The sequence below is a fragment of the Sphingopyxis sp. Q841 genome (genome assembly GCF_052384365.1).
Lineage (GTDB): Bacteria > Pseudomonadota > Alphaproteobacteria > Sphingomonadales > Sphingomonadaceae > Sphingopyxis > Sphingopyxis terrae_A.
Genome location: NZ_JBQSUM010000001.1, coordinates 1631972 through 1656983, shown reverse-complemented (window position 1 = coordinate 1656983; position 25012 = coordinate 1631972). Strand labels below are relative to the sequence as shown.

General features: G+C 64.4%; 27 protein-coding genes. 16 read left to right on the top strand and 11 right to left on the bottom strand.

Annotated features, from left to right (window positions below):
* Positions 1–14: 14 nt before the first annotated feature.
* Genes hpf through ACT17R_RS08130 form a run of 6 tightly spaced genes read right to left on the bottom strand, consistent with a single transcriptional unit; the run spans position 15 to position 4214 of the window.
* The gene (hpf, locus tag ACT17R_RS08155; RefSeq protein WP_003042145.1) at positions 15–590 is read right to left on the bottom strand and encodes a ribosome hibernation-promoting factor, HPF/YfiA family; all 576 of its coding nucleotides are present in this window, start codon (positions 588–590) and stop codon (positions 15–17) included.
* A gap of 47 nt (positions 591–637) precedes the next feature.
* The gene (gene dnaQ, locus ACT17R_RS08150; RefSeq protein ID WP_062901397.1) at positions 638–1339 is read right to left on the bottom strand and encodes a DNA polymerase III subunit epsilon; all 702 of its coding nucleotides are present in this window, start codon (positions 1337–1339) and stop codon (positions 638–640) included.
* Between the two features lie 19 nt (positions 1340–1358).
* Entirely contained in the window at positions 1359–1982 is a 624-nt protein-coding gene (coaE, locus tag ACT17R_RS08145) for a dephospho-CoA kinase (protein WP_058810830.1), read from the bottom strand.
* Positions 1979–2803: a shikimate dehydrogenase gene (gene aroE, locus ACT17R_RS08140; RefSeq protein WP_062901399.1), complete on the bottom strand. Its 825-nt coding sequence runs from the start codon at positions 2801–2803 to the stop codon at positions 1979–1981. Before aroE ends, coaE begins: the two co-directional genes overlap by 4 nt.
* A complete protein-coding gene (locus ACT17R_RS08135; protein WP_082819859.1) occupies positions 2800–3396 on the bottom strand; it encodes a Maf family protein in 597 nt (198 codons plus the stop codon). Before ACT17R_RS08135 ends, aroE begins: the two co-directional genes overlap by 4 nt.
* Positions 3396–4214 (bottom strand): pyruvate, water dikinase regulatory protein, encoded by an 819-nt coding sequence (locus ACT17R_RS08130; protein WP_062901400.1) that lies wholly within the window; start codon positions 4212–4214, stop codon positions 3396–3398. Before ACT17R_RS08130 ends, ACT17R_RS08135 begins: the two co-directional genes overlap by 1 nt.
* A gap of 336 nt (positions 4215–4550) precedes the next feature.
* Here ACT17R_RS08130 and hemE point away from each other — a divergent pair, with 336 nt between their 5' ends.
* The 6 genes from hemE (at position 4551) to ACT17R_RS08100 (ending at position 8969) form a co-directional block, all read left to right on the top strand.
* A complete protein-coding gene (gene hemE / locus ACT17R_RS08125; protein ID WP_444809248.1) occupies positions 4551–5579 on the top strand; it encodes a uroporphyrinogen decarboxylase in 1029 nt (342 codons plus the stop codon).
* A 4-nt stretch (positions 5580–5583) separates the two neighbouring features.
* A complete protein-coding gene (locus ACT17R_RS08120) occupies positions 5584–6036 on the top strand; it encodes a CopD family protein (RefSeq protein WP_062901402.1) in 453 nt (150 codons plus the stop codon).
* Between the two features lie 192 nt (positions 6037–6228).
* Positions 6229–7485 (top strand): transcription termination factor Rho, encoded by a 1257-nt coding sequence (gene rho / locus ACT17R_RS08115; RefSeq protein WP_003042126.1) that lies wholly within the window; start codon positions 6229–6231, stop codon positions 7483–7485.
* A gap of 6 nt (positions 7486–7491) precedes the next feature.
* On the top strand, positions 7492–7785 hold the full coding sequence (locus ACT17R_RS08110) for an antibiotic biosynthesis monooxygenase family protein (protein WP_062901403.1): 294 nt from the start codon (positions 7492–7494) through the stop codon (positions 7783–7785).
* Between the two features lie 8 nt (positions 7786–7793).
* The gene (locus ACT17R_RS08105) at positions 7794–8504 is read left to right on the top strand and encodes a TerC family protein (protein WP_062901404.1); all 711 of its coding nucleotides are present in this window, start codon (positions 7794–7796) and stop codon (positions 8502–8504) included.
* Between the two features lie 63 nt (positions 8505–8567).
* The gene (locus tag ACT17R_RS08100) at positions 8568–8969 is read left to right on the top strand and encodes a DUF1489 family protein (protein ID WP_062901405.1); all 402 of its coding nucleotides are present in this window, start codon (positions 8568–8570) and stop codon (positions 8967–8969) included.
* Here the strand turns inward: ACT17R_RS08100 and ACT17R_RS08095 are convergent.
* Genes ACT17R_RS08095 through ACT17R_RS08085 form a run of 3 tightly spaced genes read right to left on the bottom strand, consistent with a single transcriptional unit; the run spans position 8966 to position 11685 of the window.
* Positions 8966–10564: an FMN-binding glutamate synthase family protein gene (locus tag ACT17R_RS08095; RefSeq protein WP_444809247.1), complete on the bottom strand. Its 1599-nt coding sequence runs from the start codon at positions 10562–10564 to the stop codon at positions 8966–8968. The genes ACT17R_RS08100 and ACT17R_RS08095 overlap by 4 nt on opposite strands.
* Before the next feature lie 15 nt (positions 10565–10579).
* Positions 10580–10990, bottom strand: coding sequence for a nuclear transport factor 2 family protein (locus tag ACT17R_RS08090; RefSeq protein ID WP_062901407.1), 411 nt, complete (start codon positions 10988–10990; stop codon positions 10580–10582).
* Entirely contained in the window at positions 10987–11685 is a 699-nt protein-coding gene (locus ACT17R_RS08085; RefSeq protein WP_444809246.1) for a dienelactone hydrolase family protein, read from the bottom strand. The genes ACT17R_RS08090 and ACT17R_RS08085 overlap by 4 nt, the downstream gene beginning before the upstream one ends.
* A 92-nt stretch (positions 11686–11777) precedes the next feature.
* Here ACT17R_RS08085 and ACT17R_RS08080 point away from each other — a divergent pair, with 92 nt between their 5' ends.
* The 9 genes from ACT17R_RS08080 (at position 11778) to ACT17R_RS08040 (ending at position 22613) form a co-directional block, all read left to right on the top strand.
* Positions 11778–12074 (top strand): DUF6489 family protein, encoded by a 297-nt coding sequence (locus ACT17R_RS08080; protein WP_062901409.1) that lies wholly within the window; start codon positions 11778–11780, stop codon positions 12072–12074.
* A 23-nt stretch (positions 12075–12097) separates the two neighbouring features.
* Positions 12098–13402: a tRNA uridine-5-carboxymethylaminomethyl(34) synthesis GTPase MnmE gene (gene mnmE, locus ACT17R_RS08075; RefSeq protein WP_444809399.1), complete on the top strand. Its 1305-nt coding sequence runs from the start codon at positions 12098–12100 to the stop codon at positions 13400–13402.
* 86 nt (positions 13403–13488) lie between these two features.
* Positions 13489–15360: a tRNA uridine-5-carboxymethylaminomethyl(34) synthesis enzyme MnmG gene (gene mnmG / locus ACT17R_RS08070; RefSeq protein ID WP_444809245.1), complete on the top strand. Its 1872-nt coding sequence runs from the start codon at positions 13489–13491 to the stop codon at positions 15358–15360.
* 196 nt (positions 15361–15556) lie between these two features.
* Positions 15557–16213 (top strand): 16S rRNA (guanine(527)-N(7))-methyltransferase RsmG, encoded by a 657-nt coding sequence (gene rsmG / locus ACT17R_RS08065; RefSeq protein ID WP_444809244.1) that lies wholly within the window; start codon positions 15557–15559, stop codon positions 16211–16213.
* Positions 16210–16992 (top strand): ParA family protein, encoded by a 783-nt coding sequence (locus tag ACT17R_RS08060; RefSeq protein ID WP_062901413.1) that lies wholly within the window; start codon positions 16210–16212, stop codon positions 16990–16992. Before rsmG ends, ACT17R_RS08060 begins: the two co-directional genes overlap by 4 nt.
* A complete protein-coding gene (locus tag ACT17R_RS08055; protein WP_062901414.1) occupies positions 16993–17952 on the top strand; it encodes a ParB/RepB/Spo0J family partition protein in 960 nt (319 codons plus the stop codon).
* Positions 17953–18236: 284 nt separating this feature from the next.
* Entirely contained in the window at positions 18237–18734 is a 498-nt protein-coding gene (locus ACT17R_RS08050; protein ID WP_058810817.1) for a DUF4402 domain-containing protein, read from the top strand.
* A 225-nt stretch (positions 18735–18959) separates the two neighbouring features.
* A complete protein-coding gene (locus ACT17R_RS08045) occupies positions 18960–19787 on the top strand; it encodes a fimbrial biogenesis chaperone (RefSeq protein WP_062901415.1) in 828 nt (275 codons plus the stop codon).
* Between the two features lie 33 nt (positions 19788–19820).
* Positions 19821–22613, top strand: a complete 2793-nt coding sequence (locus tag ACT17R_RS08040; RefSeq protein ID WP_186401468.1) for a carboxypeptidase regulatory-like domain-containing protein — start codon at positions 19821–19823, stop codon at positions 22611–22613.
* Between the two features lie 35 nt (positions 22614–22648).
* On the opposite strand, the gene glpX is transcribed toward ACT17R_RS08040, so the two are convergent.
* A complete protein-coding gene (gene glpX / locus ACT17R_RS08035; protein ID WP_062901417.1) occupies positions 22649–23623 on the bottom strand; it encodes a class II fructose-bisphosphatase in 975 nt (324 codons plus the stop codon).
* A gap of 129 nt (positions 23624–23752) precedes the next feature.
* Here glpX and ACT17R_RS08030 point away from each other — a divergent pair, with 129 nt between their 5' ends.
* Complete coding sequence (locus ACT17R_RS08030) at positions 23753–24139, top strand: hypothetical protein (RefSeq protein ID WP_234180464.1); 387 nt, start codon at positions 23753–23755, stop codon at positions 24137–24139.
* Here ACT17R_RS08030 and ACT17R_RS08025 read toward each other — a convergent pair.
* Entirely contained in the window at positions 24136–24936 is an 801-nt protein-coding gene (locus ACT17R_RS08025; RefSeq protein ID WP_444809243.1) for a hypothetical protein, read from the bottom strand. The two genes, ACT17R_RS08030 and ACT17R_RS08025, sit on opposite strands and share 4 nt — an antisense overlap.
* Positions 24937–25012: the final 76 nt, after the last annotated feature.

Here is a 25012-nt window from a genome sequence, read left to right as displayed (position 1 = left end):
AGCCCTATTGTCTGTTAGCGCGGCTCGACCCAGCCAATGGTGCCGTCGCGGCGGCGATAGACCATGTTGTGCGACCCCGTCTTGCTGTTGACGAAAAGCAGCGCATTGGTGTCACGCAAATCAAGCATCATGACCGCATCGGACACGCTGCTCGTCGGGATATCGACGCGGGTTTCGGCGATGATCGCCGGCGCATCGCCTGCATCTTCATCATCGGTGCCGCCGTCGAAAACGACATAGCTGGCATTGTCCTCGATCGTCTCGATCGTCACCAACTGCGCACCATTGCCATTGTTGCGATCCTTCAGCCGGCGCATATAGCGGCGCAGCTGCTTTTCGATACGGTCGGCCGCGCCCTCGAACGCAACATGCGCGTCCTGCGCCTGGCCATGGCCTTTCAGGACCAGACCCTGCATGACATGCGCGACAATGTCGCACTGGAAACTGTCGTGCGGTCCCTTTCCGAAGGTCGCGTGCGCCCCGATCGCGCGCGAGAAATATTTGTCGGCAATCGCGTTCATCCGGTCCGACACATGCGCCTGCAGCGCTTCGCCGGTTTCGATCTGGTGGCCAGAGACGCGGATTTCCATTTTTCTTCTCCTTCAGTCATGTCCACGGGATCGCGGGGGAGCCGCGATCAGGGACTATCGTGCCACAGAGGTTGATTGAGTGTGGCGACGAATTCTGCATGACGCGCCAGTTCGGCCGGGGTTGCACCGTGCGGGCGCGGTTCGCGAAACGGGCGGGTGGGGGCGACGGATCGGACGGGTGCCGGTGCGGCACCCCGCGCCGCGGCGGCGGGTTCGGCGGCGAGCCCCAGCCCGATCTGCCGCCCGCCGGTCATTTCGATATAAAGGTGCGCCAGCAGTTCGGCGTCGAGCAGCGCGCCGTGCTTGACGCGGTGGCTGCGGTCGATGCCGTAGCGCGTGCAAAGCGCATCGAGGCTGTGCTTGGCGCCCGGATGAAGCTTGCGCGCCATCTGCACGGTGCAGCACATGCGCGCCATATCGAGCGGCGGCCGGCCGACGCGCGCCAGCTCGGCGTTGACGAAGCCGAAGTCGAAAGCGGCGTTGTGCGCCACCATCGGCGCATCGCCAAGAAAGTCGAGCAATTCGTCGACGCGCGCGGCAAAGAGCGGCTTGTCGGACAGAAACTGGATCGAAAGGCCGTGCACCGCCTCGGCCTCGGCGGGCATATCGCGTTCGGGATGAAAATAGGCGTGAAAGGTCCGCCCCGATTCGCGGCGGTCGATCAATTCGATGCACCCGATTTCGACCAGCCTGTGCCCCGTTCTGGGGTCGAGGCCCGTGGTTTCCGTATCGAAGATTATCTCACGCATCTTTCAAACAATCTGGACCCTATTGCGCATGGAAACAAGAGGCGATCCGCCGAATCTGACGATGGGTCTCGCTTTTCGGGCGGCCGGTTTCGATCAGGAAATCGGCGCGCGCGCGCTTGACGCGATCGGGAACCTGCAGGCCCCGGATCGCCTTGAACTTTGCATTGGTCATGCCGGGCCGGCGCAGCACGCGTTTGCGCTGGATCCACATCGGTGCGGTGACGACGGCGACTGCGCCGACGCGGTGCCAGCCCCCTTTTTCGAACAGGAGCGGAATGTCGAGCACGACGACATCGCGCGCGCGGTGACGGGCAAGGAATTTCTTCTGCGCGCGGCCGACTGCGGGATGGACGATCGCTTCGAGTGCGGCAAGCTCGTGGCGGTTGCCGAGCACGCGGCGGCCGAGTTCCTGGCGATCGACGCCGCGCGGACCGGTGGTGCCGGGAAAGCGCGCCTCGATCGCGGCGACCAAGGCACCGCCGGGACCTTGCAGGCGGTGAACTTCGGCATCGGCGTCGAACACCGGCACCCCTTCGCGTTCGAACATCGTTGCCGCGGTCGACTTCCCCATGCCGATCGAACCCGTCAGGCCGAGAATGAACGGTCGACGAAGCCGCGATCCGGGGCGCTTGTAATGCGTCATGCGGTGAGAATCGCGCGCAATTCCTCGTCGCGACCTTCGGGCGGCGGCGCGCCGAAAAACAGCTCGAACGCCAAGGCCGCCTGACCGATCAGCATGTCGAGCCCATCGACGATGTCCAGCCCGCGCGCGTCCGCAGCGCGGAGCAGCCCTGTCATCAGCGGCGCGTAAACAAGATCGTATACGATCGCATCGTCGGGCAACGGTGACAGATCGAGATCGAGCGGCGGCTGCCCCGTCATGCCAAGACTGCTCGAATTCACGAGCAACGCGGCCGGCGGAAGCGGGGCATCGAGCGCGACGACATCGCCCTTGAGGCCAAATGTGGCAAGCAGGCCCATCGCCTTCAGCGGCGAACGGTTGAGGATGGTGACATGCCCCACGTTCGCGCGCGCGAGCGCAAAAAGCACCGCTCGCGCCGCGCCCCCGGCGCCGATTAGCGCGACCGGCGCGCCTTCGAGATCGAGTTCGGCGAGCGGGGAATAAAAGCCCGCGGCGTCGGTGTTGGTCCCGATAAGCGATCCGTCGCGTTGCCGCACGATCGTGTTCATCGCACCGATCGTGCCGCGAATGTCGCCCGGATCATCGACCAGATCCATCACCGCGATCTTGTGCGGGATGGTTACATTGCATCCGCGCCAGGCGGGATCGGTCCGGCGCTGGGCGATATAGGCGGCCAGATCGTCAGGTTTCACATGCGCGGGCCGATAGTCGCCCTTCATTCCCAGCGCATCGAGCCAGAAGCGATGAATCAGCGGCGATTTCGACTGGGCAATCGGATCGCCGATCACCTCGGCATAAGGCGCGGGCTCGGCAGCGGTCATTGCGGCGCCAGTCCGGTGGCGCGCAGCCATGCCATCAACGGCAGCATCGGCATGCCGATGATCGTCCAGGGATCGCCTTCGACCCGATCGAACAATTGCACGCCCGCCCCCTCGATTTCGTAACAGCCGACGGTCCAGCGGATGCTGTCCCAATGCTGCGCCACATAGTCGGCGATGAAGGCGTCCGACAAGGGCCGCATCCACAGCCGCGCCTCGCCGATCGCGCGCCAGACCGGCGCGCCGTCGCGCGCTGCAACGACCGCGCTGAACAATTTGTGCCGCGTCCCCGCCATGCGGCGCAGATGGTCTGCCGCCTCATCGGGGCTCGCGGGCTTGGCGAGCATTGTTCCATCGGCAAGCGCGAGCGTCGAATCGGCACCGATTACGGTAACGCCAGGCAGCCGAGAAGAAATCTTGATCGCCTTGGCCTCCGCCAGCGCATCGGCAATGTTGCGCGCCGTCTGGCCGGCGGCAACGAGACCGGCCGTCAGCGCTTCTTCATCGACATGCGCCGCGGTCGCTTCGAACGCGATGCCGGCAGCGCGCAGCATCGCTGCGCGGCCGCTGCTCTGCGATGCAAGGACGATCTGCATCACGCCGTCCGGCCCCCGCGATCCTCGACCAGCTTGATCACCGCAGCCGCCGTTTCCTCGATCGAACGGCGCGTCACGTCGATCACCGGCCAGTCATTGTCGGCGAACATGCGGCGGGCATAAGCGATTTCGGCTTTCACGCGTTCATCGTCCACATAGGCGGTTTCGGGCGCCTGATTGAGCGAGAGCAGACGGTTGCGGCGCACCTGGACGAGGCGGTCGAGGCTGGTCGTCAGCCCGACGACGAGCGGACGCTTCAGATGATAGAGGGCGTCGGGCGGCGGCGATTCAGGAACGATCGGAATATTGGCCGTCTTGTACCCCCGGTTCGCCAGATAGATGCTCGTCGGCGTTTTGGAGGTTCGCGAGACGCCAGCGAGCAGAATGTCGGCCTGTTCCCAATTTTCCCAGCCGATCCCATCGTCATGCGCGACGGTGAACTGGATCGCCTCGACGCGCGCGAAATAGGCGGCATCGAGCGCATGCTGACGGCCCGGCCGCGCCTTGGCTTCCTGCCCGAGCATGCGCGACAAGGCATCGGTTACGGCGTCGAGCGCGGGAACAAGCGGCAGGCCCTGGGCCTCGGCGCGGCGCTCGAGACTGGCGCGCAACTCACCGTTGACGAGGGTGAAGAGGATCATGCCGGGGCTCGCCTGGACCTCCGCCATGATCCGGTCGAGATGCGATTCCGAGCGCACCATCGGCCAGAAATGGCGTACGACTTCGACGTCGTCGAACTGTGCGATCGCCGCCTTGGCGATATTTTCGAGCGTTTCGCCGGTGGAATCGGATATCAGGTGAAGGTGGAGGCGGTCCATCACCTCTCTTGCCGCCTTGCGATCCGAAAAGGCAAGCCGTGAAGCGAAATTCCGAGGCTGTGGATAAGTTCGCGGACAAGCCCCGGGATGAAATCGGCAGGGCGATTCCATCCCCGGCCGCGTCGATTCTGCCCCACCGCTTATCCACAAGGGACGAGTCTTATCCACAGGCTGTGAATAGCGGGGATGAGAGCCAACGACTCCGTGGCGTTTGGCGGACCAGCCGGAGTCAAGCTGTTGGCAAAAAGGGCGGCTGCGCCTAAAGCGCGCTTATCCGCCCGCCAACAATCCACCACAATCATTTATATATATTATGAAGAGAGAAAGAGGGGCCGCGTGAAGGCGTCATCGAAGAGCTTGCTGGCAACGCTGCGTGGGGTGCGGCAGGAACGGCCCGCCCTGTGGCTGATGCGCCAGGCCGGTCGCTATCTTCCCGAATATCGTGCGTTGCGGGCGACGAAGGGCGGCTTTCTGGAACTATGCTATGATCCAGAAGCTGCGGCCGAAGTAACATTGCAGCCGATCCGCCGCTTCGGATTCGACGGTGCCATTCTCTTTTCGGACATTCTGGTCGTGCCGCATGCGCTGGGGCAGCGGCTGTGGTTCGAGACGGGTGAGGGGCCGCGGCTGGCCCCGGCACTCGTCGATAGCGCTCTGGCGTCGCTTGAGGCGGCGCCTGAGCGGCTCGACGCGGTCTATGCTACCGTAGCGCGCGTGGCAGCTGCCTTGCCGCCCCAGACGACCTTTCTGGGATTTGCCGGCAGTCCCTGGACGGTCGCCACCTATATGGTCGCCGGCCAGGGATCGAAGGACCAGGCGGCCGCCCGGCGCATGGCGCTCTCTGATCCGGTGGCATTCGGCGCGATCATCGATGCGATCGTCGACCTCAGCGTGACCTATTTGTCGGGGCAGATCGAACAGGGGGTCGAGGCGGTCCAGTTGTTCGACAGCTGGGCAGGAAGCCTGTCGCCTGCCGAGTTCGAACGCTGGGTGATCGCCCCCAATGCCGAAATCGTCCGGCAACTGAAGGCGCTCCATCCCAACACGCCGATCATCGGTTTCCCGAAGGGCGCGGGCGGCAAGCTGGCGGCTTATGCCCGCGGGGTCGGCGCCGATGCGATCGGTCTTGACGAAACGGTCGATCCCGCTTGGGCCAATGATGATCTTCCCGATCATCTACCGGTGCAGGGCAATCTTGATCCGCTCGCGCTGGTCGCCGGCGGCCCGGCTCTTGACGCTGCGATCGATCGCATCCTTGCAGCTTTCCCCGAACGGCCCCATATCTTCAATCTCGGCCATGGTATCGTGCCCGACACGCCCATAGCCCATGTCGAACATCTGATCAGGCGCGTGCGAGGCGAGTAGCGGGATGGCAGACTGGACTGGATTTCTGGGGGTCACGATGTTGTGGGTGAAAGCGGCGCATGTGATTTTCGTCATCTTCCTGATGGCGGGTCTTTTCATGATGCCGCGCTTTTTCGTCTATCATCACCAATGTGCGGTGGGGTCGGACGAGGACAGGAAATGGATCGAGCGCGAAGATCGCCTGCGCAAGATCATCCTCAATCCCTCGCTCGTCCTCGTCTGGATCCTGGGTCTGATGCTCGCTTTCAATGGTGGCTATTGGTCGCAGGGCTGGTTTCACGCCAAGCTCCTGCTTGTCCTGCTTCTGTCGGGCTATCACGGCTGGACGATCGGCTATTTCAAGAAGCTGAAGCGCGGCGAACGACCTCTGTCCGAAAAGCGCCTGCGGATGCTCAACGAGGTACCGGGCGTAGCCGCGGCGATCATCGTCATTCTGGCGGTCGTCCGGCCCTTTTGACCTCTCGTCTCGGCGACAGCCGATTGACTTGACGAAATCGGCGGCTTAGGGGCCGATCAACCCGGCTTTCCGTCGGCGGCGCGATCTTGGCGCCGAAGCTATCGTGAACGGTCGTCCCCCGGCCGGATAGGCACCGCCTGGTGCGCCGTATCGAACGAATTTTCCTATATTTCTGTTACCTGGAATCCATCCATGCATCTTAAAGAACTCAAGACAAAATCGCCCGCGCAGCTCGTCGAAATGGCTGAAGAGCTGGGCGTCGAGGGCGCCTCGACGCTGCGCAAGCAGGATCTGATGTTCTCGATCCTCAAGGAGCTCGCCGAAGAGGGCGAGGAAATCATCGGATCGGGAACGATCGAGGTTCTGCCCGACAGCTTCGGTTTTCTGCGTAGTCCCGAAGCCAATTATCTTGCCGGTCCCGACGACATCTATGTGTCGCCCAATCAGGTCCGCAAATATGGTCTGCGCACCGGCGACACCGTCGAGGGCGAAATTCGCGCGCCGAAGGACGGCGAACGCTATTTCGCGCTGACCAAGCTGATCAGCGTCAATTTCGACAATCCTGAGGTCGTGCGCCACCGCGTCAATTTCGACAATCTGACGCCGCTCTATCCGAACCAAAAGCTCAAGCTCGATACGATCGATCCGACCGTCAAGGACAAGTCGGCGCGCGTGATCGATCTCGTCAGCCCGCAGGGCAAGGGCCAGCGCGCGCTGATCGTCGCGCCGCCGCGCACGGGTAAGACGGTGCTGCTGCAAAATATCGCGAAGGCGATCACCGACAATCACCCCGAGGTCTATCTGATCGTCCTGCTGATCGACGAGCGGCCCGAGGAAGTCACCGACATGCAGCGCAGCGTCAATGGCGAGGTCGTCTCCTCGACCTTCGACGAGCCCGCGACGCGCCACGTCCAGGTCGCCGAAATGGTGATCGAAAAGGCGAAGCGGCTAGTCGAGCACAAAAAGGATGTCGTCATCCTGCTCGACTCGATCACCCGCCTCGGCCGCGCATACAACACCGTAGTGCCGAGCTCGGGCAAGGTTCTGACCGGCGGTGTCGATGCGAACGCGCTTCAGCGTCCCAAGCGCTTCTTCGGTGCTGCGCGCAATATCGAGGAAGGCGGATCGCTGTCGATCATCGCGACCGCGCTGATCGATACCGGCAGCCGCATGGACGAAGTCATCTTCGAAGAATTCAAGGGCACGGGTAACAGCGAAATCGTCCTCGACCGCAAGGTCGCCGACAAGCGCATTTTCCCGTCGCTCGACGTCGGCAAGTCGGGCACCCGAAAGGAAGAACTGCTCGTCGAGAAGGACAAGCTCAGCAAAATGTGGGTGCTGCGCCGCATCCTCATGCAGATGGGCACGGTCGATGCGATGGAATTCCTGCTCGACAAGATCAAGGATTCCAAGACCAACGAAGATTTCTTCGACAGCATGAACCAGTAAGCCGCGATGGCCGTGATCGAGCATGCCTTGCTGCCGGTCCGGCCTGGAATGGAAGTGGAATTCGAAGCGGCCATCGCCAAAGCGCGGCCGCTGATCGAAGCCTCGCCCGGCTTCATTTCGCTGACCCTTCGTCGGCCGTTGGGAACCGGACAGCCCTATCTGTTGTTGGCAGAATGGCGAACGGTCGCGGATCATCGCGATGGTTTTCGTCGATCCGACCGCTATGAACGGTGGCGGGCGCTGCTGCATCGCTTTTACGACCCCGTGCCGGGGGTGAGCTATTTCGGAGACGCTGTGTGATTTTGGACATGTTGACGCAGGCGGCGGCCACTGCCGGGCCCGGTGGGTTCGGCGAAATCTGGTCGCACATCGTCGCCGATTTTTCGAACATCACTGAACCCGCCGCGCTCGCTGCCTTCGTGCAGGTGCTGATGATCGACATCGTGCTGGCCGGCGACAATGCCATCGTCGTCGGCGCGCTCGCCGCAGGACTGCCCGCCGATCAGCGCAAGAAGGTGATCCTGATCGGCGTTCTGGCGGCGCTCGTCCTGCGCATTGCCTTTGCCCTTGTCGTCACGCAGTTGATGCAGATCGTCGGTCTGATCTTCGTCGGCGGTCTGCTGCTGATCTGGGTCGCCTGGAAGATGTGGCGCGAACTGCGCGAAGGCGCGCATTCGGCCGGATCACCCGAGATTGAGGGCGACGAACATTCGGGGTTGAAGCCTGCCAAAAGCTTTGCCGCCGCCGCCTGGGCGGTCGCGATCGCCGACGTCAGCATGAGTCTCGACAATGTGCTTGCGGTTGCCGGCGCGGCGCGCGAGCATCCGGGCATCCTGATCGTCGGGCTGATCTTCGCGGTCGCACTGATGGGTATCGCGGCGAATATCATCGCCAAATATATCGAGCGCTATCGCTGGATCGCCTATGTCGGCCTTGCCGTCATCCTCTATGTCGCGGTCAAGATGATCCACGAAGGCTGGATCGACCCCGCGGTCGGGCTGGGAACATTGTTCGGCTGAACAAAAGCCGGTCTCGTGAGAGGCCGGCTTTTCTTTTAGCGGCGGAATCCCCATTTGGCGGATATGGCAAAGCTCCATCTCACCCGTGTTGCTGTGGGTTGTCCCGACTATCCGTCGCTGGATGCGCGGATTGCCGCACGCGCAGAGCAGGGCGAAGTGCGGTTCACGACGCGGTTCAAGCCGAAACGTGCCGACGAACTGATCGGCGGCAGATTGCATTTCATCATTCGTCACATGATCGTCGGGCGCGTCGAAATCCTGGCTTTTGACGATCGGGATGATGGGCGGGTCGATATTGTGTGTGCGGCCAGGCTCGAACCCGTTCATCCGCAGCCCAAGCGTGCGCACCAGGGCTGGCGTTATCTGAGCGAGGCCGATGCGCCCAAGACTGCGGATGGCGCGAGCGGAATCGGCGATCTGCCGCCCGAGCTCTATCGCGAATTGGCGGCGATCAGCCTGATCTAGCGCTCACCGGGCGTGCCTTCGATGGCGGCGCGAAAGCTGTCGGCACGCGCCATGGCCCAATAGCGCGCGCTGGCGACCGATCCCGGATCGTCGAGCAAAATGGAGCGCGGGTAGAAGCTGTAGATGCGGTCGATCGAATCCGAGCGTGCCGAATTCAGCCGCTCGTGGAGATGGTGCGGCCTTATCTGCCATGGATCGTCGAGCCCCATTGCGCAGCTGATATCCCATAGCGCCGACACGGTGGACGCCTGGAACCGGCGGACCCGTTCGGCCTTGTCCTCGACGACCAGACCGCGTTGGCGTCCGGCATCCTGCGTTGCCACGCCCGTCGGACATTCGTCGGTGTGGCATTTGAGCGACTGGACGCAGCCGAGACTGAACATGAAAGCGCGCGCCGCGTTGGACCAGTCGGCGCCGAGGGCGCAATTGACCGCGAGCCCGGCGCCCGAATGCACCTTGCCCGAGGCGGCTAGACGGATTTCTTCCTTGAGCCCGCAGCCGACAAGCGCGTTGCGGACGAAGATCAAGCCTTCGCGAAGCGGCATGCCGACGCGGTTCGAAAATTCAACCGGAGCGGCGCCGGTGCCGCCTTCGGCGCCGTCGACGACGATATAGTCGAGGCGGATTCCCGTCTCGAGCATGGCCTTCATGACGGCATAGATTTCGTGCGGCTGGCCGACGCAGAGCTTGATCCCGACCGGCTTTCCGCCGGTGAGATCGCGTAGCTTCGCCGCCCATTCGACCATTTCTATCGGCGTCCAGAAAGCGGAATGCGCGGCCGGCGACACGCAATCCTTGCCTTCGGGAACTCCGCGCGTCGCAGCGATCTCGGCGCTCACCTTCGGGCCTGGCAAGACGCCGCCATGCCCCGGCTTCGCGCCTTGGCTGAGCTTGATTTCGATCATCTTGACCTGATCATGTTGCGCGGCATCGCGAAAGCGATCGGGGTCGAAACGACCTTCATCATCGCGGCAACCAAAATAGCCGCTGCCCAGCTCCCAGACGATGTCGCCGCCGTGGACACGGTGATAGGGGCTGAAGCCGCCTTCGCCGGTATCGTGGTAGAAATCGCCTGCCTTGGCGCCAAGATTGAGCGCCTCGATCGCCTTGGCGCCGAGCGACCCAAAGCTCATGGCCGAAATATTGAGGAGCGCCGCATCATAAGGCCGTGCGCATTGTGCGGTTCCGACGCGGACCCGCCGCGTCCGGTCATGCGCTTCGGCGGGCGCAATGCTGTGGCTCATCCATTCATATTCGTCCGAATAGACGTCGAGTTCGGTTCCGAAGGGATGACTGTCGAGCTGCCCCTTGGCGCGGGCATAGACCAGATCGCGTTCGTTGCGCGCGAAGGGACGGCCGTCGAGCGGGCTTTCGACGACATAAGCGTAAAGAAAGGGCCGCAATGCCTCGAACAGCCAGCGGATGCGCGCGAGCAGGGGATAGTTGCGGCGCAGCGAATGATGCGATTGCATGACGTCGTAAAGCGCCACGAGCAGCAACGGCGTCCAGATCAGCAAGCTCCAGCGCGCGGGCGCCCACCATAGCGCCAGCGCAATCGCAGCGATCAGGCCGGGAATGACGATCCATCGGCGCATGACAGGCAAACGCGGTCAGCCCGCCTGCGCTGCAAGCATCGCCGCCATTTTCTCCCAAACCTTGTTGATCGCCTTGAGCGGGCGAACCATAACCTTGAAATCCTGTATCTTTCCGTCGTCGTTCCAGCGAATTATATCGACGCCGTTGATGTGGATTCCCTCAAGTTCGGTTGAAAATTCGAGGCAAGCCTGGTTGCCGTCGGCGATTTCGCGCAGATAGCGAAAATTTTCACCGCCGAGCACATGGCTCGCGGCGTGCAGATAGGCGAACACCTTGTCGCGGCCTTCTTGCGGCGAGTGAACGACGGGCGAATGGAATACCGCGTCGTCGGCCAGCATCGCGCGCAAGGCTTCCGGATCGCCGCCCGCCGCCATATAGGCGTGCCAGGCGGCAAGTCCGGGATGGACGCCGGACCCGGCGCTCATGCAAGAGCCTCGGCGAAGAAATCGCGCGTCCGGCTGTCGGCAAGCTGCGCGCCATCGTCGTTGCGGCGATTGCCCATCGTTGCTGCGAAGCCATGGTCGAGGCCGGGATAATCGTGGAGCGTAACTTTGGGATTGGGATCGAGCGCTTCGTGGATCTTTGCCTGCGCGGCATGATCGACGAAATGATCCTCGGTCGGAATGTGGAGCATCAGCGGCTTGGCAATCGCATGCGCCTCGTTCAGCATCGTGTCGATCATGACGCCATAATAGCCGACCGAAGCGTCGATATCGGTTCGCGTCGCCGCCATATAGGCCAGCCGTCCGCCAAGGCAGAAGCCGACGCAGCCGACCTTGGTCGCGCCCTGGCTGTGCAGCCAGCGGATCGCGGCCTCGATATCCTTGACGCCCAGGTCGGCATCATATTGCCCGAAATAGCCAAGCGCTTCCTGAAATTCGGCCTCGATATCGGGGCTGAGTTCGACACCGGGCGCGAACCGCCAGAAAATGTCGGGGGCGATCGCCAGATAACCGAGCGCCGCCCAGTCGTCGGCCTTTTTGCGGATGCCTTCGTTCACGCCGAAGATCTCCGGGATTACGACGATGGCGCGCGTCGTGTCGGCATCGGGCCGCGCGACATAGGCGGGAATCCGGCCTTCGCCGTCGAGTGCGGCGATTTCGCTGTTGGTTGGCGACATGAGGGGCTCTCCTGACTCTTGCTTATTGGCTGTGAAAGCGCGAAGCTAGCCGCCGACAGGGCGACGCTCAAGCGCGGAAAGGGCGGAAAACAATGAAGTTCAACATCGAGGTCGATTGCACACCCGAAGAGGCGCGGCGCTTGTTCGGACTTCCCGACCTCGAGCCGCTGCACGACATCTACCTCAGCCGCGTCAAGGAACTGATGGCGAAGGGGATCACGCCCGACATGGTCCAGTCGATGGTCAAGAGCTGGGTCCCGATGGGCGAGAGTGGATTGAACCTGGTTCAGTCGCTGCTCGGTCAATTCGGTGGCGGGCTGATGGGGGGGGCGGCGAAGCCCGCGGCCAAGGATGACGAGGACAAGCCGGCGCGGGGAAGCAAGCGCTGATCAACACGCCGGCAAGCGAAACAATTTTTGCCCTGTCGAGCGGGATGCCGCCGGCCGCGATCGCGGTTGTGCGGGTCAGCGGTGTGCACGCCGCCGATGCCGTGCGGGCGTTAGCGGGGCGTCTGCCGCCGCCGCGGCATGCGTCGCTTGCCGATCTCAAGGATGCAACGGGAGCGCCGCTCGATCGGGCGCTCATGCTCTGGTTTCCGGGACCGAATACGGCGACGGGCGAAGATCTGGCCGAGTTTCATCTGCATGGCGGCCGCGCAGTCGTCGCAGCGGTCGAATCGGCGCTGACAGCGCTTCCTGGGCTGCGCCGCGCCGAGGCGGGCGAATTCACCCGGCGCGCTTTTCTGAATGACCGGATCGATCTCGCCGAGGCCGAGGGGCTTGCCGATTTGCTTGCCGCCGAAACCGAAAGCCAGCGGGTGCAGGCGCTCGGGCTAGCCAGCGGCCATGTGTCGCGCGCGGTGGCCGCGTGGCAGGAAGGCTTGCTGGCGTTGATGGCGGCGGCCGAGGCAGAGCTGAACTTTGCCGACGAAGATGACGTCGATGTTTACGAAGGCGCTGCCGCACGGTTGGTTGCGGGAATGGCGGCGCTGGCGGCCGAGTTGGGCGAGTGGCTGGCGCGACCGGCGGCCGAAGTGATTGCAGACGGTCTGTCGGTGGTGATCGCCGGGCCGCCGAACGCCGGAAAGTCTACACTTATCAACGCATTGGCGCAGCGTGAGTTGGCCATCGTATCTCCCGTCGCTGGGACGACCCGCGACGTCATCGAAACCCCGCTGGCGCTCGATGGCATTGCGATGCGCTTTTCGGACACCGCGGGATTGCGCGGCGAAGGCGCCGATGTCGTCGAAGCGATCGGTATCAATCGCGCACGCGCTGCGGTGGAGGCCGCAGACATCGTCCTGTGGCTCGGCCCGCCGCGTGACGCCCCTGACCATCCCCGCTGTATCCTGATTGCAGCGCAAGCCGACCGCTGGCGCGGCGACGCCGCTGCCGAAGCCGATGCGGCGCGCTGCGACCTGATCCTGTCGGCGGCGACGGGCGAAGGGATGGAGGCGTTGCATGGCATGATCGTCGACATGGCGCGAACGCTGCTGCCCCGCGAAGGCGAAGCGGCGCTACGCCAGCGTCAACGCGCTGCACTCGCCGACGCGAAACAATGGCTTGGCATCGACGCGGGGTCGCGCGAGGCGGGCGACCTCATCCTTATTGCCGAGCGCCTGCGGCTTGCCGCAGGTGCGCTCGACCGGATCACCGGGCGTGCTGGCGTCGAGGATATGCTCGATGCGTTGTTCGGACGCTTCTGCATCGGCAAATGATGTTCCACGTGGAACAGTTCGTGCAGCCGGCGTGCGTGCGGGCGCCGTAGACCGACCCCGCCGAATCGGCTAAAGGCGCGGCAATCATGGACAGCAGCAAGATTTTCGACGTGATTGTCGTCGGCGGGGGACACGCCGGGACCGAAGCCGCGGGCGCCGCTGCACGGCTCGGCGCGCGCGTTGCGCTCGTCAGTTTCGACCCGGCGCTGATCGGGACAATGTCGTGCAACCCGGCGATCGGCGGTCTCGGCAAGGGCCATCTGATGCGCGAGGTGGACGCGCTCGATGGCTGGATGGCGCGCGCCGCCGATTCCGCCGCGATTCACTATCGGATGCTCAATGCGTCGAAGGGCGCTGCGGTGCAAGGCCCGCGTATCCAGGCCGACCGGAAACTCTATCGCGATGCGATCCAGGCGTTGCTTGCAGCGGAGGAGGCGATTTGCGTCGTGGCCGGCGAAGCCGCGGCGCTGGTGCTTCGCGAAGGCGGTGCCCGCGTCGAAGGCATTGAACTGGGCGATGGGACGCGGCTCGTCGCGCCGGCTGTGGTGCTTGCGACGGGCACCTTCCTCGGCGGACGCCTGTTTCGGGGCGAGGAGCGCATGGTGGGCGGGCGGGTCGGCGAAGCCGGCGCACATCGGCTCGCCGAGCAATTGCGTGCCGCGGCTTTGCCGATGGCGCGGCTCAAGACCGGAACCCCGCCGCGGCTCGACGCGCGCACGATCGATTGGGCGCGGCTCGAGGAGCAACCCTCGGACAGCGCTGAAGGCGCGCATTGGACCTGTTCCACGTGGAACAGCGAGCGGACAGTGACGCAGATTTTCTGCGCGATTACGCGCACCAATGCCGAATCGCACCGCATCATCGCCGATAATCTCCACCGCTCGCCGCTGTTCACCGGTGCTATCGGGGCGGCTGGGCCGCGTTACTGTCCGTCGATCGAGGACAAGATCCACCGCTTCGCCGACCGCGAGGGGCATCAGGTGTTTCTCGAACCCGAGGGGCTCGATTCGCCGCTCGTCTATCCGAACGGCATTTCGACCTCGCTACCTGCCGACGTCCAGCTCGCGATGCTGCGCACGATGGAGGGTCTGGAACGCGTCGAGATGACGGTGCCCGGCTATGCGGTCGAATATGACCATATCGATCCGCGGGCGCTCGATCGCGGTCTGCAGGTGCGTGCAATTGCCGGTCTGTGGTGCGCGGGCCAGATAAACGGCACCACCGGATATGAGGAAGCGGCGGCACAGGGTCTGGTTGCGGGTGCGAATGCCGCGCTTGCGGTGCAGGGCCGCGAGCCGCTCATCCTCGATCGGTCCGAATCCTATATCGGAGTGATGGTCGACGATCTGGTTTTGCAGGGTGTCACCGAGCCCTATCGCATGCTCACCGCACGCGCCGAATATCGTCTCCGGCTGCGGGCCGACAACGCCGCGACGCGGTTGACGCCGAAGGGAATCGCGTTGGGGCTGGTGCGACCCGCGACGGCGGTGCAGTTCGAAGCGCGCATGGCGGAACGCGCGAGAGCAACGGAGCTGTTGTCAGCGCCGGTAACGAGCTCCGATTATGCCGCTATCGGCCTGGGACTGCCGGGCGACGGGGCGCCGCGGACGCGAATTGACCTGTTGCGCTATTCGGGTGTCGCGATCAGCGACCTTGCGGTGCTCGCGCCGGAGCTTGCCGACATCGACCCGACCCTACTCGCCGAACTGGCTGAGGACGCCCACTATGCGCCCTATATTGCGCGGCAAGAGGCTGAACTGCGTGCGCTCGCGGCGAATGAAGCCATCCTGCTTGACCCCGCGCTCGACTATGCTGCTATCGGCGGCTTGTCGCGCGAAATGGTCGAGCGGCTTACCAAAGCGCGGCCGGAAACGCTGGGCCAGGCGGGTCGCATCGACGGCGTGACCCCCGCTGCACTGACTGCGATCATGGTGCATAGTCGGCGACGGGCGGCGTGAGGTGGGCGTGGCCGACAATTCTCCCAGGGTTGATCGGTCAGGTGACGGATGCTTCTCGGCGCTTCCCCCAGCTGGCTGGCAATGAAGCAGGTCCGTGTGAAGGGCCTCGCGCCCCCGCCGCGGGACTCGAATACCGCTCGCAAGGCACCAGGGCGGGGTGAGGTCGAGGGCCATTGATCGATAGGACAATTTACGCATGACGGTTGAATTGCTGACAAGCGAAGCGGAAGCACGCAGTTGGATCGGGGCGGCCTTCGCGCCAACCGAACAACAATGGGCGCAGCTCGATCGCTTTGCCGCGATGCTGGTGGAGGAGAACGCCCAGCAGAATCTGATTGCTGCATCGACAATCCCGACCTTGTGGGTGCGGCATATCGCCGACAGCGCGCAGTTGCTGGCGCTCGACGATGAGGGCGAAGGGCTCTGGATCGATCTCGGCAGCGGACCAGGGTTGCCCGGGCTGGTCGTCGCAATCCTGTCGTCACGGCCGATGCTGCTTGTCGAATCGCGGCGGCGGCGCTGCGATTTTTTGCGTGCGGTCGCGGGCGAACTTAATCTTGCACATGTCGAGGTTGTGGAAGCGCCGCTAGAACGCATCGCGACGCGCCCTGTGGCTACGATCAGCGCGCGGGCCTTTGCGCCGCTCGACAAGCTAATCAACTTATCCACGCGTTTTTCGACCGAATCGACGCGGTGGCTGCTGCCAAAGGGGCGAAACGCAGTTAAGGAACTGGCATCTCTGCCGGAGCCATGGCAGAGAATGTTTCACGTGGAACAGAGCCGGACGGACGCCGACAGCCAGATATTGGTTGGCATGGGGACGATCGGTGGAAAGCAGCGAGGAAAGCGATGATTCGTATCGCCGTGGCGAACCAGAAGGGCGGGGTCGGCAAGACGACGACCGCGATCAATCTGGCGACCGCGCTTGCGGCGACGGGCTGGCGCACGCTGATCATCGACCTCGACCCGCAGGGCAACGCTTCGACGGGGCTTGGAATTGCGCAGTCGCAGCGCGAATTTTCGAGTTATGAATTGCTGCGCGGCGATGCGCAGCTGGCCGATTGTGCCGTCCCGACGGCAGTGCCGCGGCTTGATATTGTCCCGGCGACGGTCGATCTGTCGGGCGCCGAGATCGAACTGATCGAATTTTCCGATCGGCTCCATCGCCTTGAGCAGGCGTTGACGAGTGCCGAGGCGGGGCAGTGGGATATCTGCCTGATCGATTGTCCGCCGTCGCTCGGCATGCTGACGCTCAACGCGCTGATTGCCGCCGAATCGCTGATCGTGCCGTTGCAGTGCGAATTTTTTGCGCTCGAGGGTTTGAGCCAGCTGCTCACTACGGTCGAGCGCGTGCGCGGTCGCTTCAACCAGAAATTGTCGATTCTGGGCGTCGCGCTGACGATGTTCGATCGCCGCAACCGGCTGACAGACCAGGTTTCGGACGATGTCCGCGAAGTGCTGGGGCCGGTGGTCTTTCAGACCGTCATTCCGCGCAACGTGCGACTGTCGGAAGCGCCGAGCCACGGTCTTCCGGCGCTGATCTATGACCATCGCTGCGCTGGATCGGCCGCGTATATCGCGCTCGCGCGCGAATTGATCGACCGCCTGCCCAATGTTCGCAAGGCTGCATAAATGGCTGATAATAAAGACGAAACTGGACCATCTGCGCCGCGCAAACGCCCGTCGGGACTCGGCCGCGGGCTGAACGCGCTGTTCGGCGACGTGGCGGCTGAAGCTCCGGTACTCGCGAGTCCCGGTGCCGCCCGCCCGGCGACGACGGCACCTGCTGGCGATTCGGTGCAGCATATCGCGGTGGGCGCGATTCGCCCGCTTCCCGGCCAGCCGCGCCGCCACTTCGATGAAAATGCGATTGCCGAGCTTGCCGATTCTATCGGGACGCGCGGCCTGTTGCAGCCGATCATCGTCCGACGCGCGCCGGGAGGCGAGGGGTACCAGTTGGTCGCCGGCGAACGCCGCTGGCGCGCAGCGCAGCGCGCGGGGCTGCACCAGATTCCGGCGCTGGTGCGCGAACTCGACGACGCTGCGACCTATGAGATTGCGCTGGTCGAGAATATCCAGCGCCAGGATCTGAACGCGATCGAAGAGGCGAGCGCCTATCGCAAGCTGATCGAGGATTTCGGTCACAACCAGGAAGCGCTGGCAAAGCTGGTCGGCAAGTCGCGCAGCCATGTTGCGAATCTTATGCGCCTGCTCGACCTTCCTCTCGAAGTGCAGGATCTGGTCGGTGACGGATCGCTGTCGATGGGTCATGCGCGCGCGCTGATCGGGGCCGACGGCGCCGAGGCGATCGCGCGCAGGGTCGTCCAGGAAGGCTTGTCGGTGCGTATGGTCGAGGCGCTGGTGCGCGAGGCGAAGGGAGGCGGCCGCAAGGCGCCCGCCGAAAGCCCGACCGTGGCTGGCGGCGGGCGCGATCCCGACATCGTCGCGGTCGAACGGCATCTGTCTGAGCTGCTCGGAATTGGCGTTGCGATTCACTATGCGGGCGGCGGCAAGGGCGCGTTGACCCTGAAATTCGCGTCGCTCGACCAGCTCGACATGATCTGCCAGCGGCTGTCGGGCGAATCGATCTGATCGGCGCGCGCCGGGCCATGGCGATTCGCCGCTGATATTTTTCTGTCCGATGCGCTTAATCTGTCCCGCTGCGGGCCGTTAAAGGGGTGACGGCAATCCCCACGATTGGCCGAAAACTGGCTTAATGCCTTGTTTTTGCTCGCTTGCATCCTGCAAGGCGGGCCAATTCTATATGCGCTGTTAACCATGCTTGTTGGGCAAAAGCTGAACCGGTCGCCCGCTAAAGGGGTCGGCGAATGGGGTGGGATTTCCATTCGATTATCGACTGTTCAAGGGACCAACTTATGCGCACCATTGGAATGAAGCGCGCCCTCATCGGCGCCGCAATTGCTGCTCTCGCCATGAACGCCCCGGCGGCGCATGCGGCGACGGCCACGGGTACGGCGAAGGCGAAGATCCTTCGCCAGATCACGCTCTCCAACACCAGCGATCTGCAGTTCGCGACCGTCATCAGCGGCGCGACCGCCTCGACGGTCGCGGTGTCGACCGCGGGCGGCGTGACCTGCGGCACGGGACTGACCTGCACCGGCACCACGACGGCGGCCAATTTCGACATCACCGGCACCAATGGTGCGGTTGTCGTGGTCGGTGGCGACGCGAATGTCACGCTCAACGGATCGCTTGGCGGCACGATGAACTCGACGCTCAGCTATTCGGCGACGAACGTTACGCTCGGTGCGACCGGCGGCAGCTTTCAGGTCGGCGGCACGCTCAGCGTTGGCGCCAACCAGACGGCTGGCGATTACAGCGGCACGTTCAACGTCACTGCCAACTACCAGTAAACCCTGATTATCAGGTGGGGGGATCGGCGCGCCTGTGGGCGTGCCGGCCATCGAAAGGGGTCGCCGGATACCAGCTCCGGCGGCCCTTTTTCGTATGCGCGGCGCAGGGCGATGCGTGCGTGCCCAGCTATGGTTAGCGAAATATCAACCATGATGGCGCAACAGGGAGGCGACCAACCTGGGGGCGGCGACCGCGGTCCCCGAACGATTGTGGGGATCGTATCTATGTTTCGCTTTTTCAAGGGCTTTTGCCTGCTCGCGGCGGCTGCGTGCAGCAGCACTGCGCCCTCCGCGCACGCCGCGGGCGATCTGCTCGTGGCACCGACGCGCGTGATTCTCGACGGTTCGCGCGGCACCGAGGTGGTGCTCAACAATATCGGGGCCGAACCCGCAACCTACCGCGTTAGCCTGGAGATCAAGCGGATGACCGCCGAGGGCGGGCTCGACGAGATTGACGAGGCGAACGCGAACGCTGCCGAACGCGCCGCGCTCGACATGATCGCCTTCAGCCCGCGCCGCGTGACGCTGCCGCCGAACCAGCCGCAGGTGATCCGCATCGGCGTGCGTATCCCCGAAGGCCTCGCGCCGGGTGAATATCGCGCGCATATGCTTTTCCGCGCGGTTCCCGATGCGGCACCGGCCGTCGCCGATCCTGCCAAGCCGACGGGCGACGGTGTGTCGATCGCGCTCACCCCCATCTATGGCATCACTATCCCGATCATCGTGCGCGTCGGCGAACTCGCCGCGACCGCAAAGATCGGGGAGGCTTGGGTTGGGGATACGCGCGACGGACCCGCCTTCAATTTCCACCTCACGCGCACCGGCAACCGGTCGGTCTATGGCGATATCGCGGTGACGCGGCCGGGTGTGGCTGAGCCGCTGCTGCTGGCGCGCGGCATCGCCGTTTATCCAGAGGTCGGCGATCGCACCGTTTCGCTGCGCGTGCCGGCCGAGGTCGCGGCGAAGCTGAAGGGGCCGGTGCAGATCCGCTATTCGGAGGATCGCGAAGTCGGCGGTGCGACGATCGATCAGGCCGACCGGGTGGTGAAATAGCCGGACGGCGCGCGGAACCGGACGGAGGCGGCGATGCTCGGCGCCTTCCTGAAACGCCTGCTGCCGGCGCTCGCCGCCGGGATGGCGCTGGTGGGCTTGCTGCCCTCCGGCGCCCACGCCGCTGAAAAAACAGATATATATCAAACTACTAGTGACAGCTGGAAACCGAACGAAGACGATCGATGGCTGTTCGACCTGCGCTCGGGCCAATATCGGCTCGGCGACGGCGTGCGGGGTTATCAGACGCCGCAGGGGCTGTGCGTCGATCTTGCCGATGTCGTACTCGCACTCGATCTCGCGGTGCGCGTCGACCGCAAGTTGCGCCGCGCAACCGGCTGGGTGCTCGACGAGCGCCGCACCTTCCTGATCGACCGCGACGCGGGCGAAGTGCGCGCGGGCAGCGAGCGCTTCCGGATCGGCGCGAATATGATCCGCGACACGGCGGCGGGGTGGTGCGTCGACCTTGCCAGTCTGTCGAAATGGATCGGGGTGCCGATCAGCGCCGACCTGTCGAATGCTGTTCTGCGCATCGATTCGAAGGAAAAGCTGCCGTTCCAGCTCGCCGCCGAGCGCCGCGCGCGCGCTGCGACGATTCGTCCGCAGACGCGCTTCGACCTCGCCAGCCTGCCGCAAGCGCCGCGACCCTACCGAATGTGGAGCACGCCGTCGCTCGACGTTGTCGCTTCGGCAGGCGTGGTGTCCGACAAGCAGGGCGGCTCTTCGACGCAGGCGCGTTACGAAATCTTCGCTGCCGGCGAATTGCTCAAGCAGAGCTTCGATGCGCGCCTCTCGTCCGACGACAAGGGCGTCCCCGACAGCCTGCGCCTGCGGCTCTATCGCACCGATCCCACCGGCCAGCTTCTCGGCCCGCTCCACGCGACGCATTATGCGGTCGGCGATGTCAGCCTGCTGTCGACGGGAATCGTCGCCCAGTCGGTGCCGGGCCGTGGCGCGGTGCTGACCAATCGCCCCGTCGAACGCCCCGACGCGTTCGACAAGACCGATTTCCGCGGCGATCTACCCGCCGGATGGGACGCCGAACTCTATCGCAACGGTCAGTTGCTGGCCTTTACCAGCCCCAATGGCGACGGCCGCTACGAATTTCTGGGCGTCCCACTGCAATATGGATCGAACCGGTTCGAGATCGTCCTTTATGGCCCGCAGGGGCAAGTGCGCCGCGAAATCCGGCAATTGCAGGTCGGGCTCGATTCGATCCCGCCGCAAAAGACCTGGTATTGGGCCGGGATTGCCCAGGACGATACCGACCTGATCGAGTTCGGCGGGCCGCGCGGCGGCGCCTTCCGGCGCGGCTGGCGCGGTTCGGCGGGGATCGAGCGCGGCCTCGATACGCGCACCTCGATCGCCGCCTATTTCCACAGTCTGCTGATCGAGAATGTCCGCCGCAACTATGGCGAGGCGGCGCTGCGCCGTTCGATCGGCCCGACCTTGCTCGAGTTTGGCGTTGCCTATGCCGACGACGGCGGCCACGCGCTGCGGGCAAGCTGGCTCGCCGGCTTTGGCGAAACCTATATCCGTGCCGACGCGATGCGCGGTTGGGGCGGTTTTGTTTCGGACCGTTTCATCAACAATATCAACGGCCTCTATTCGGTGTCGATCGACCAGTCGGTAAAATTGGGACAGGCGGTGCTGCCGTTGCACGTCGATGTGGCGAAGATCGACCGGACCTCGGGCGTTTCGAGCATCGAGGCCTCGGGACGCGCCTCGGCGAGTTTCCGCACCATGACGCTGACCGGGCAGATCGACTGGTCGCGATCGGATGTGCCCTATGGCCCCGACCCGCCTGACAATCTGACCGCCACGCTGCTCGCCAATGCGCGCATCGGGCGCGTCCGTCTGCGCGGTGAGGCGCGCTTTGCGCTGGCGGGATCGAACGCCGATTCGCGCCTGACCGCGATTGCCGAATGGTCGGGCAAGCGCGACGCCGAATGGCGCGCCGAACTGGGCTATGACAAGGGGCTCGACCGCGCGCGCGCCGGGATTGGCTACACGCGGCGTTTCGACAAGTTTCAGCTATCGGGCTTCGGCGAAGTGGCGAGCGACGGATCGGTCGCGGCGTCGCTGTCGCTTGCCTTCAGCTTCGGGCCGCGCAGCCGGGCCGATGGCGGCGGCGGGGGCTGGCGCGTGTCGAGCGAAAAGCTCGCAAGCCGCGGCCAGGTGCTCGCCGAAGTGTGGATGGACGATAATGGCGACGGTATCCGCCAGCCGGGCGAAGCGGCGGTCGCCGACGTCCCGCTGACCGCGGGTAATGGCTATGTCGATAGCGCAACCGCGAAGGATGGCCGTGCCACGATCGACGGTCTCGAACCCTTTCGTCCGGTGATGATCGGCATCGATGCCGGAAGCCTGCCCGACCCCTATATCCAGCCCGCACTGCCCGGTGTGGTCGTCACGCCGCGGCCCGGCGTCGCGACGCATGTTGCGCTGCCGCTGACCGCGGCCGGCGAAATCGAAGGCGTCGCGATGCGCGACGGCGGCAATGCGATCGAGGGATTGCAGCTAGAGCTGGTCGATGCAGAAGGACGGGTGCGCGCAACCACTCTGACCGAGTTCGACGGATATTTCCTTTTTGAAAGCGTGGCTTACGGACGCTACACGGTGCGGATAGCGAAAGCATCGGCGGCCGCTCTGCGGCTCGATGCCGCATTTGCGCTATCCGCGGTCCCGGGCAAGCAGACGCCGCGCGTTCGGCTCGGAACGCTGGCGCTGAAGCCGCTGGCGCGCGCGCTGGCGGGCGGGGACGCCGCCGGCGGGGGACAGGGCGGCGCGCGGGCACCGCCCGACGACGCGAAAGCAAGCGGCGGCTAAAGTCCTGATCCTGCTTTGGGGGTGACGGGGCGTCCTCAGCCGAGGCGATGTTCGCCCTTCACCCAGCGCACGGTGCCCGACGATGCGCGCATCACCACGGTTTCAGTGGTCAAGATGCCGCCGCGGCGATGCTTGACGCCGCGCAGAAGCGAGCCGTCGGTGACGCCGGTTGCGGCGAAGATTACATCGCCCTTGGCCAGATCTTCGAGGTCGTAGACGCGGTCGAGATCTTCGATTCCCCATTTTTTCGCGCGCAGCCGCTCGTCGTCGTTGCGGAAAAGCAGGCGGCCCTTGAACTGGCCACCGACGCAGCGCAGCGCCGCCGCGGCGAGCACACCTTCGGGCGCGCCGCCCGATCCCATATAGATATCGACATTGGTTTCGGGATTGGTCGTAGCGATCACGCCCGCGACGTCGCCGTCCGGGATCAGCGCGACGCCGCAGCCGATCGCGCGCAGTTCGGCGATGATCGCTTCATGGCGGGGGCGGTCGAGGACGCAGACGATGATGTCGGCCGGCGCGCACCCTTTTTCGCGGGCCACCGCTTCGACATTTTCGCGCACGCTATTGTCGAAATTAACGATCCCGGGCGAATAGCCGGGACCGACCGCAAGCTTGTCCATATAGACGTCGGGGGCGTTGAGCAGGCAGCCTTCTTCGGCGATCGCGAGCACTGCGAGCGCGTTGGGGCCGGCCTTGGCGGTGATCGTGGTGCCTTCGAGCGGGTCGACCGCAATGTCGATCTTCGGGCCCTTGCCAGGCGCATTGCCGACCTTTTCGCCGATAAAGAGCATCGGTGCTTCGTCGCGTTCGCCTTCGCCGATCACGATCGTGCCGTCCATATAGAGCGTGTTGAAAGCGTTGCGCATCGCCTCTACGGCGGCGGCATCGGCCGCCTTTTCGTCGCCGCGGCCGATCAGCTTGGCGGCAGCGATCGCCGCGGCTTCGGTGACGCGCACCATTTCGAGCACCAGGACCCGGTCGAGGTTGCTACCGTCACTTTTTGCCATCGGCTCACATCTCCGTCTTTACTTGCTCCGCCCCATCGGCATGCTGGGCGCCATATGGTCGTGCGCCCCGCTTGTCGAGATCGCTTCGCCCGATTCGGGGGCGTGATTGCGCTGACGTGCGTCATTGGCATGACAGCGCCGCCGCTCGCCGCTCAGGATGCGTCGCCGCCGCCCGCGCAGGACGCCGAGGGTGCGATCGCGCGCAGCCGGGTGCTGCCCGACCCCGTGCGCCGCTGCGGTCCGATCAAGGCTGGCGAGATTCTGGTGTGCGGCTCCGATACCGACCGCAATCGCCTGTCGCCCGAACTGCGCGCCATCGCCGGGGTGGGTCAGGATGCATCGCCGCAAATCCCGCGGGCCGAGGCGAAGGCGATGAGCCTCGACAAGCTGCCCTATAACTGGATGCCGATCGGCGGGCGGTACAAGCCCGGCCCCGAATATAACCCGCTTTACGAGATGGCGAAGCGCGCGACCGATCCCGAAGCGGGAATCCCCGCGCTGCCCGAGGAGCCCTAGGCAAACACCTCGACCGTGGTGCGATCTTCGGAGGCGCGGTAGAGACCTGCGGGAACGAGCAGCAGCATCAGGAAATAGGCCGCCCAGAACAGCAGCCACCCCATACTCATCGCCGTTTCGGCGAAACTGCCGGGCGCGCTGTTGAACAGAATGAAAAGATGCGGTGCGAGCAGCGCCAGCGTCAGCAGGCCGGACAGGACGTAGATGGCAAGATAGAGCCCGAGGAGACGCGGCCATGCCGTTCGCGTGCGGCGCCAGGATTCGGCAAAGGCCGATACCGGCTCGAGCCGCCCGCCCGCCGCCATCACCGGTCCGACGAGACAGAATCGCGCATAAATCCACGAGCCGAGCAGCGCCGAAACGATATAGCGGAAGATCACAAGGGCGATTCCATAGCTCTGAACAGACTGAAATGCCGCGAGCAGCAGGATCGGTAGCGACAGGATGATTCCGACGCCGAAATAGAGGATGATATTGACCACCAGATAGGCCGCGCCGGCGACGAGCCCGTACATGATCTCCGAAATATAGCCCTCGCGGATCTCGGCGAGCAGCGCATTCCATGCCGCGAGCAGCGCGCCGCTTACGATCAGGCTGACGATGCCCAGAAGATAGAGCGGCCCGGTGATCGATCCGCTGACGCGATAGGTCCAGGGATCGGCAGCGATGGCGACGAGGGTGCGCAGATCGAAGATCGGCTCGCTCGACAGCAGCAGAAAGGGCAGCACGACGCCGAGCCCGACATAGGTCAGCAGCGCTTGCCAATACTGCCGGGCCAGCGCGCGTGCTTCGGCCAAGCCCTCCCGGATCGCTAAGTCCATGTCTGTCCCCCCATTCCCCTCAGCGAGAGCTAACAGGGGGATTTGCGAATGC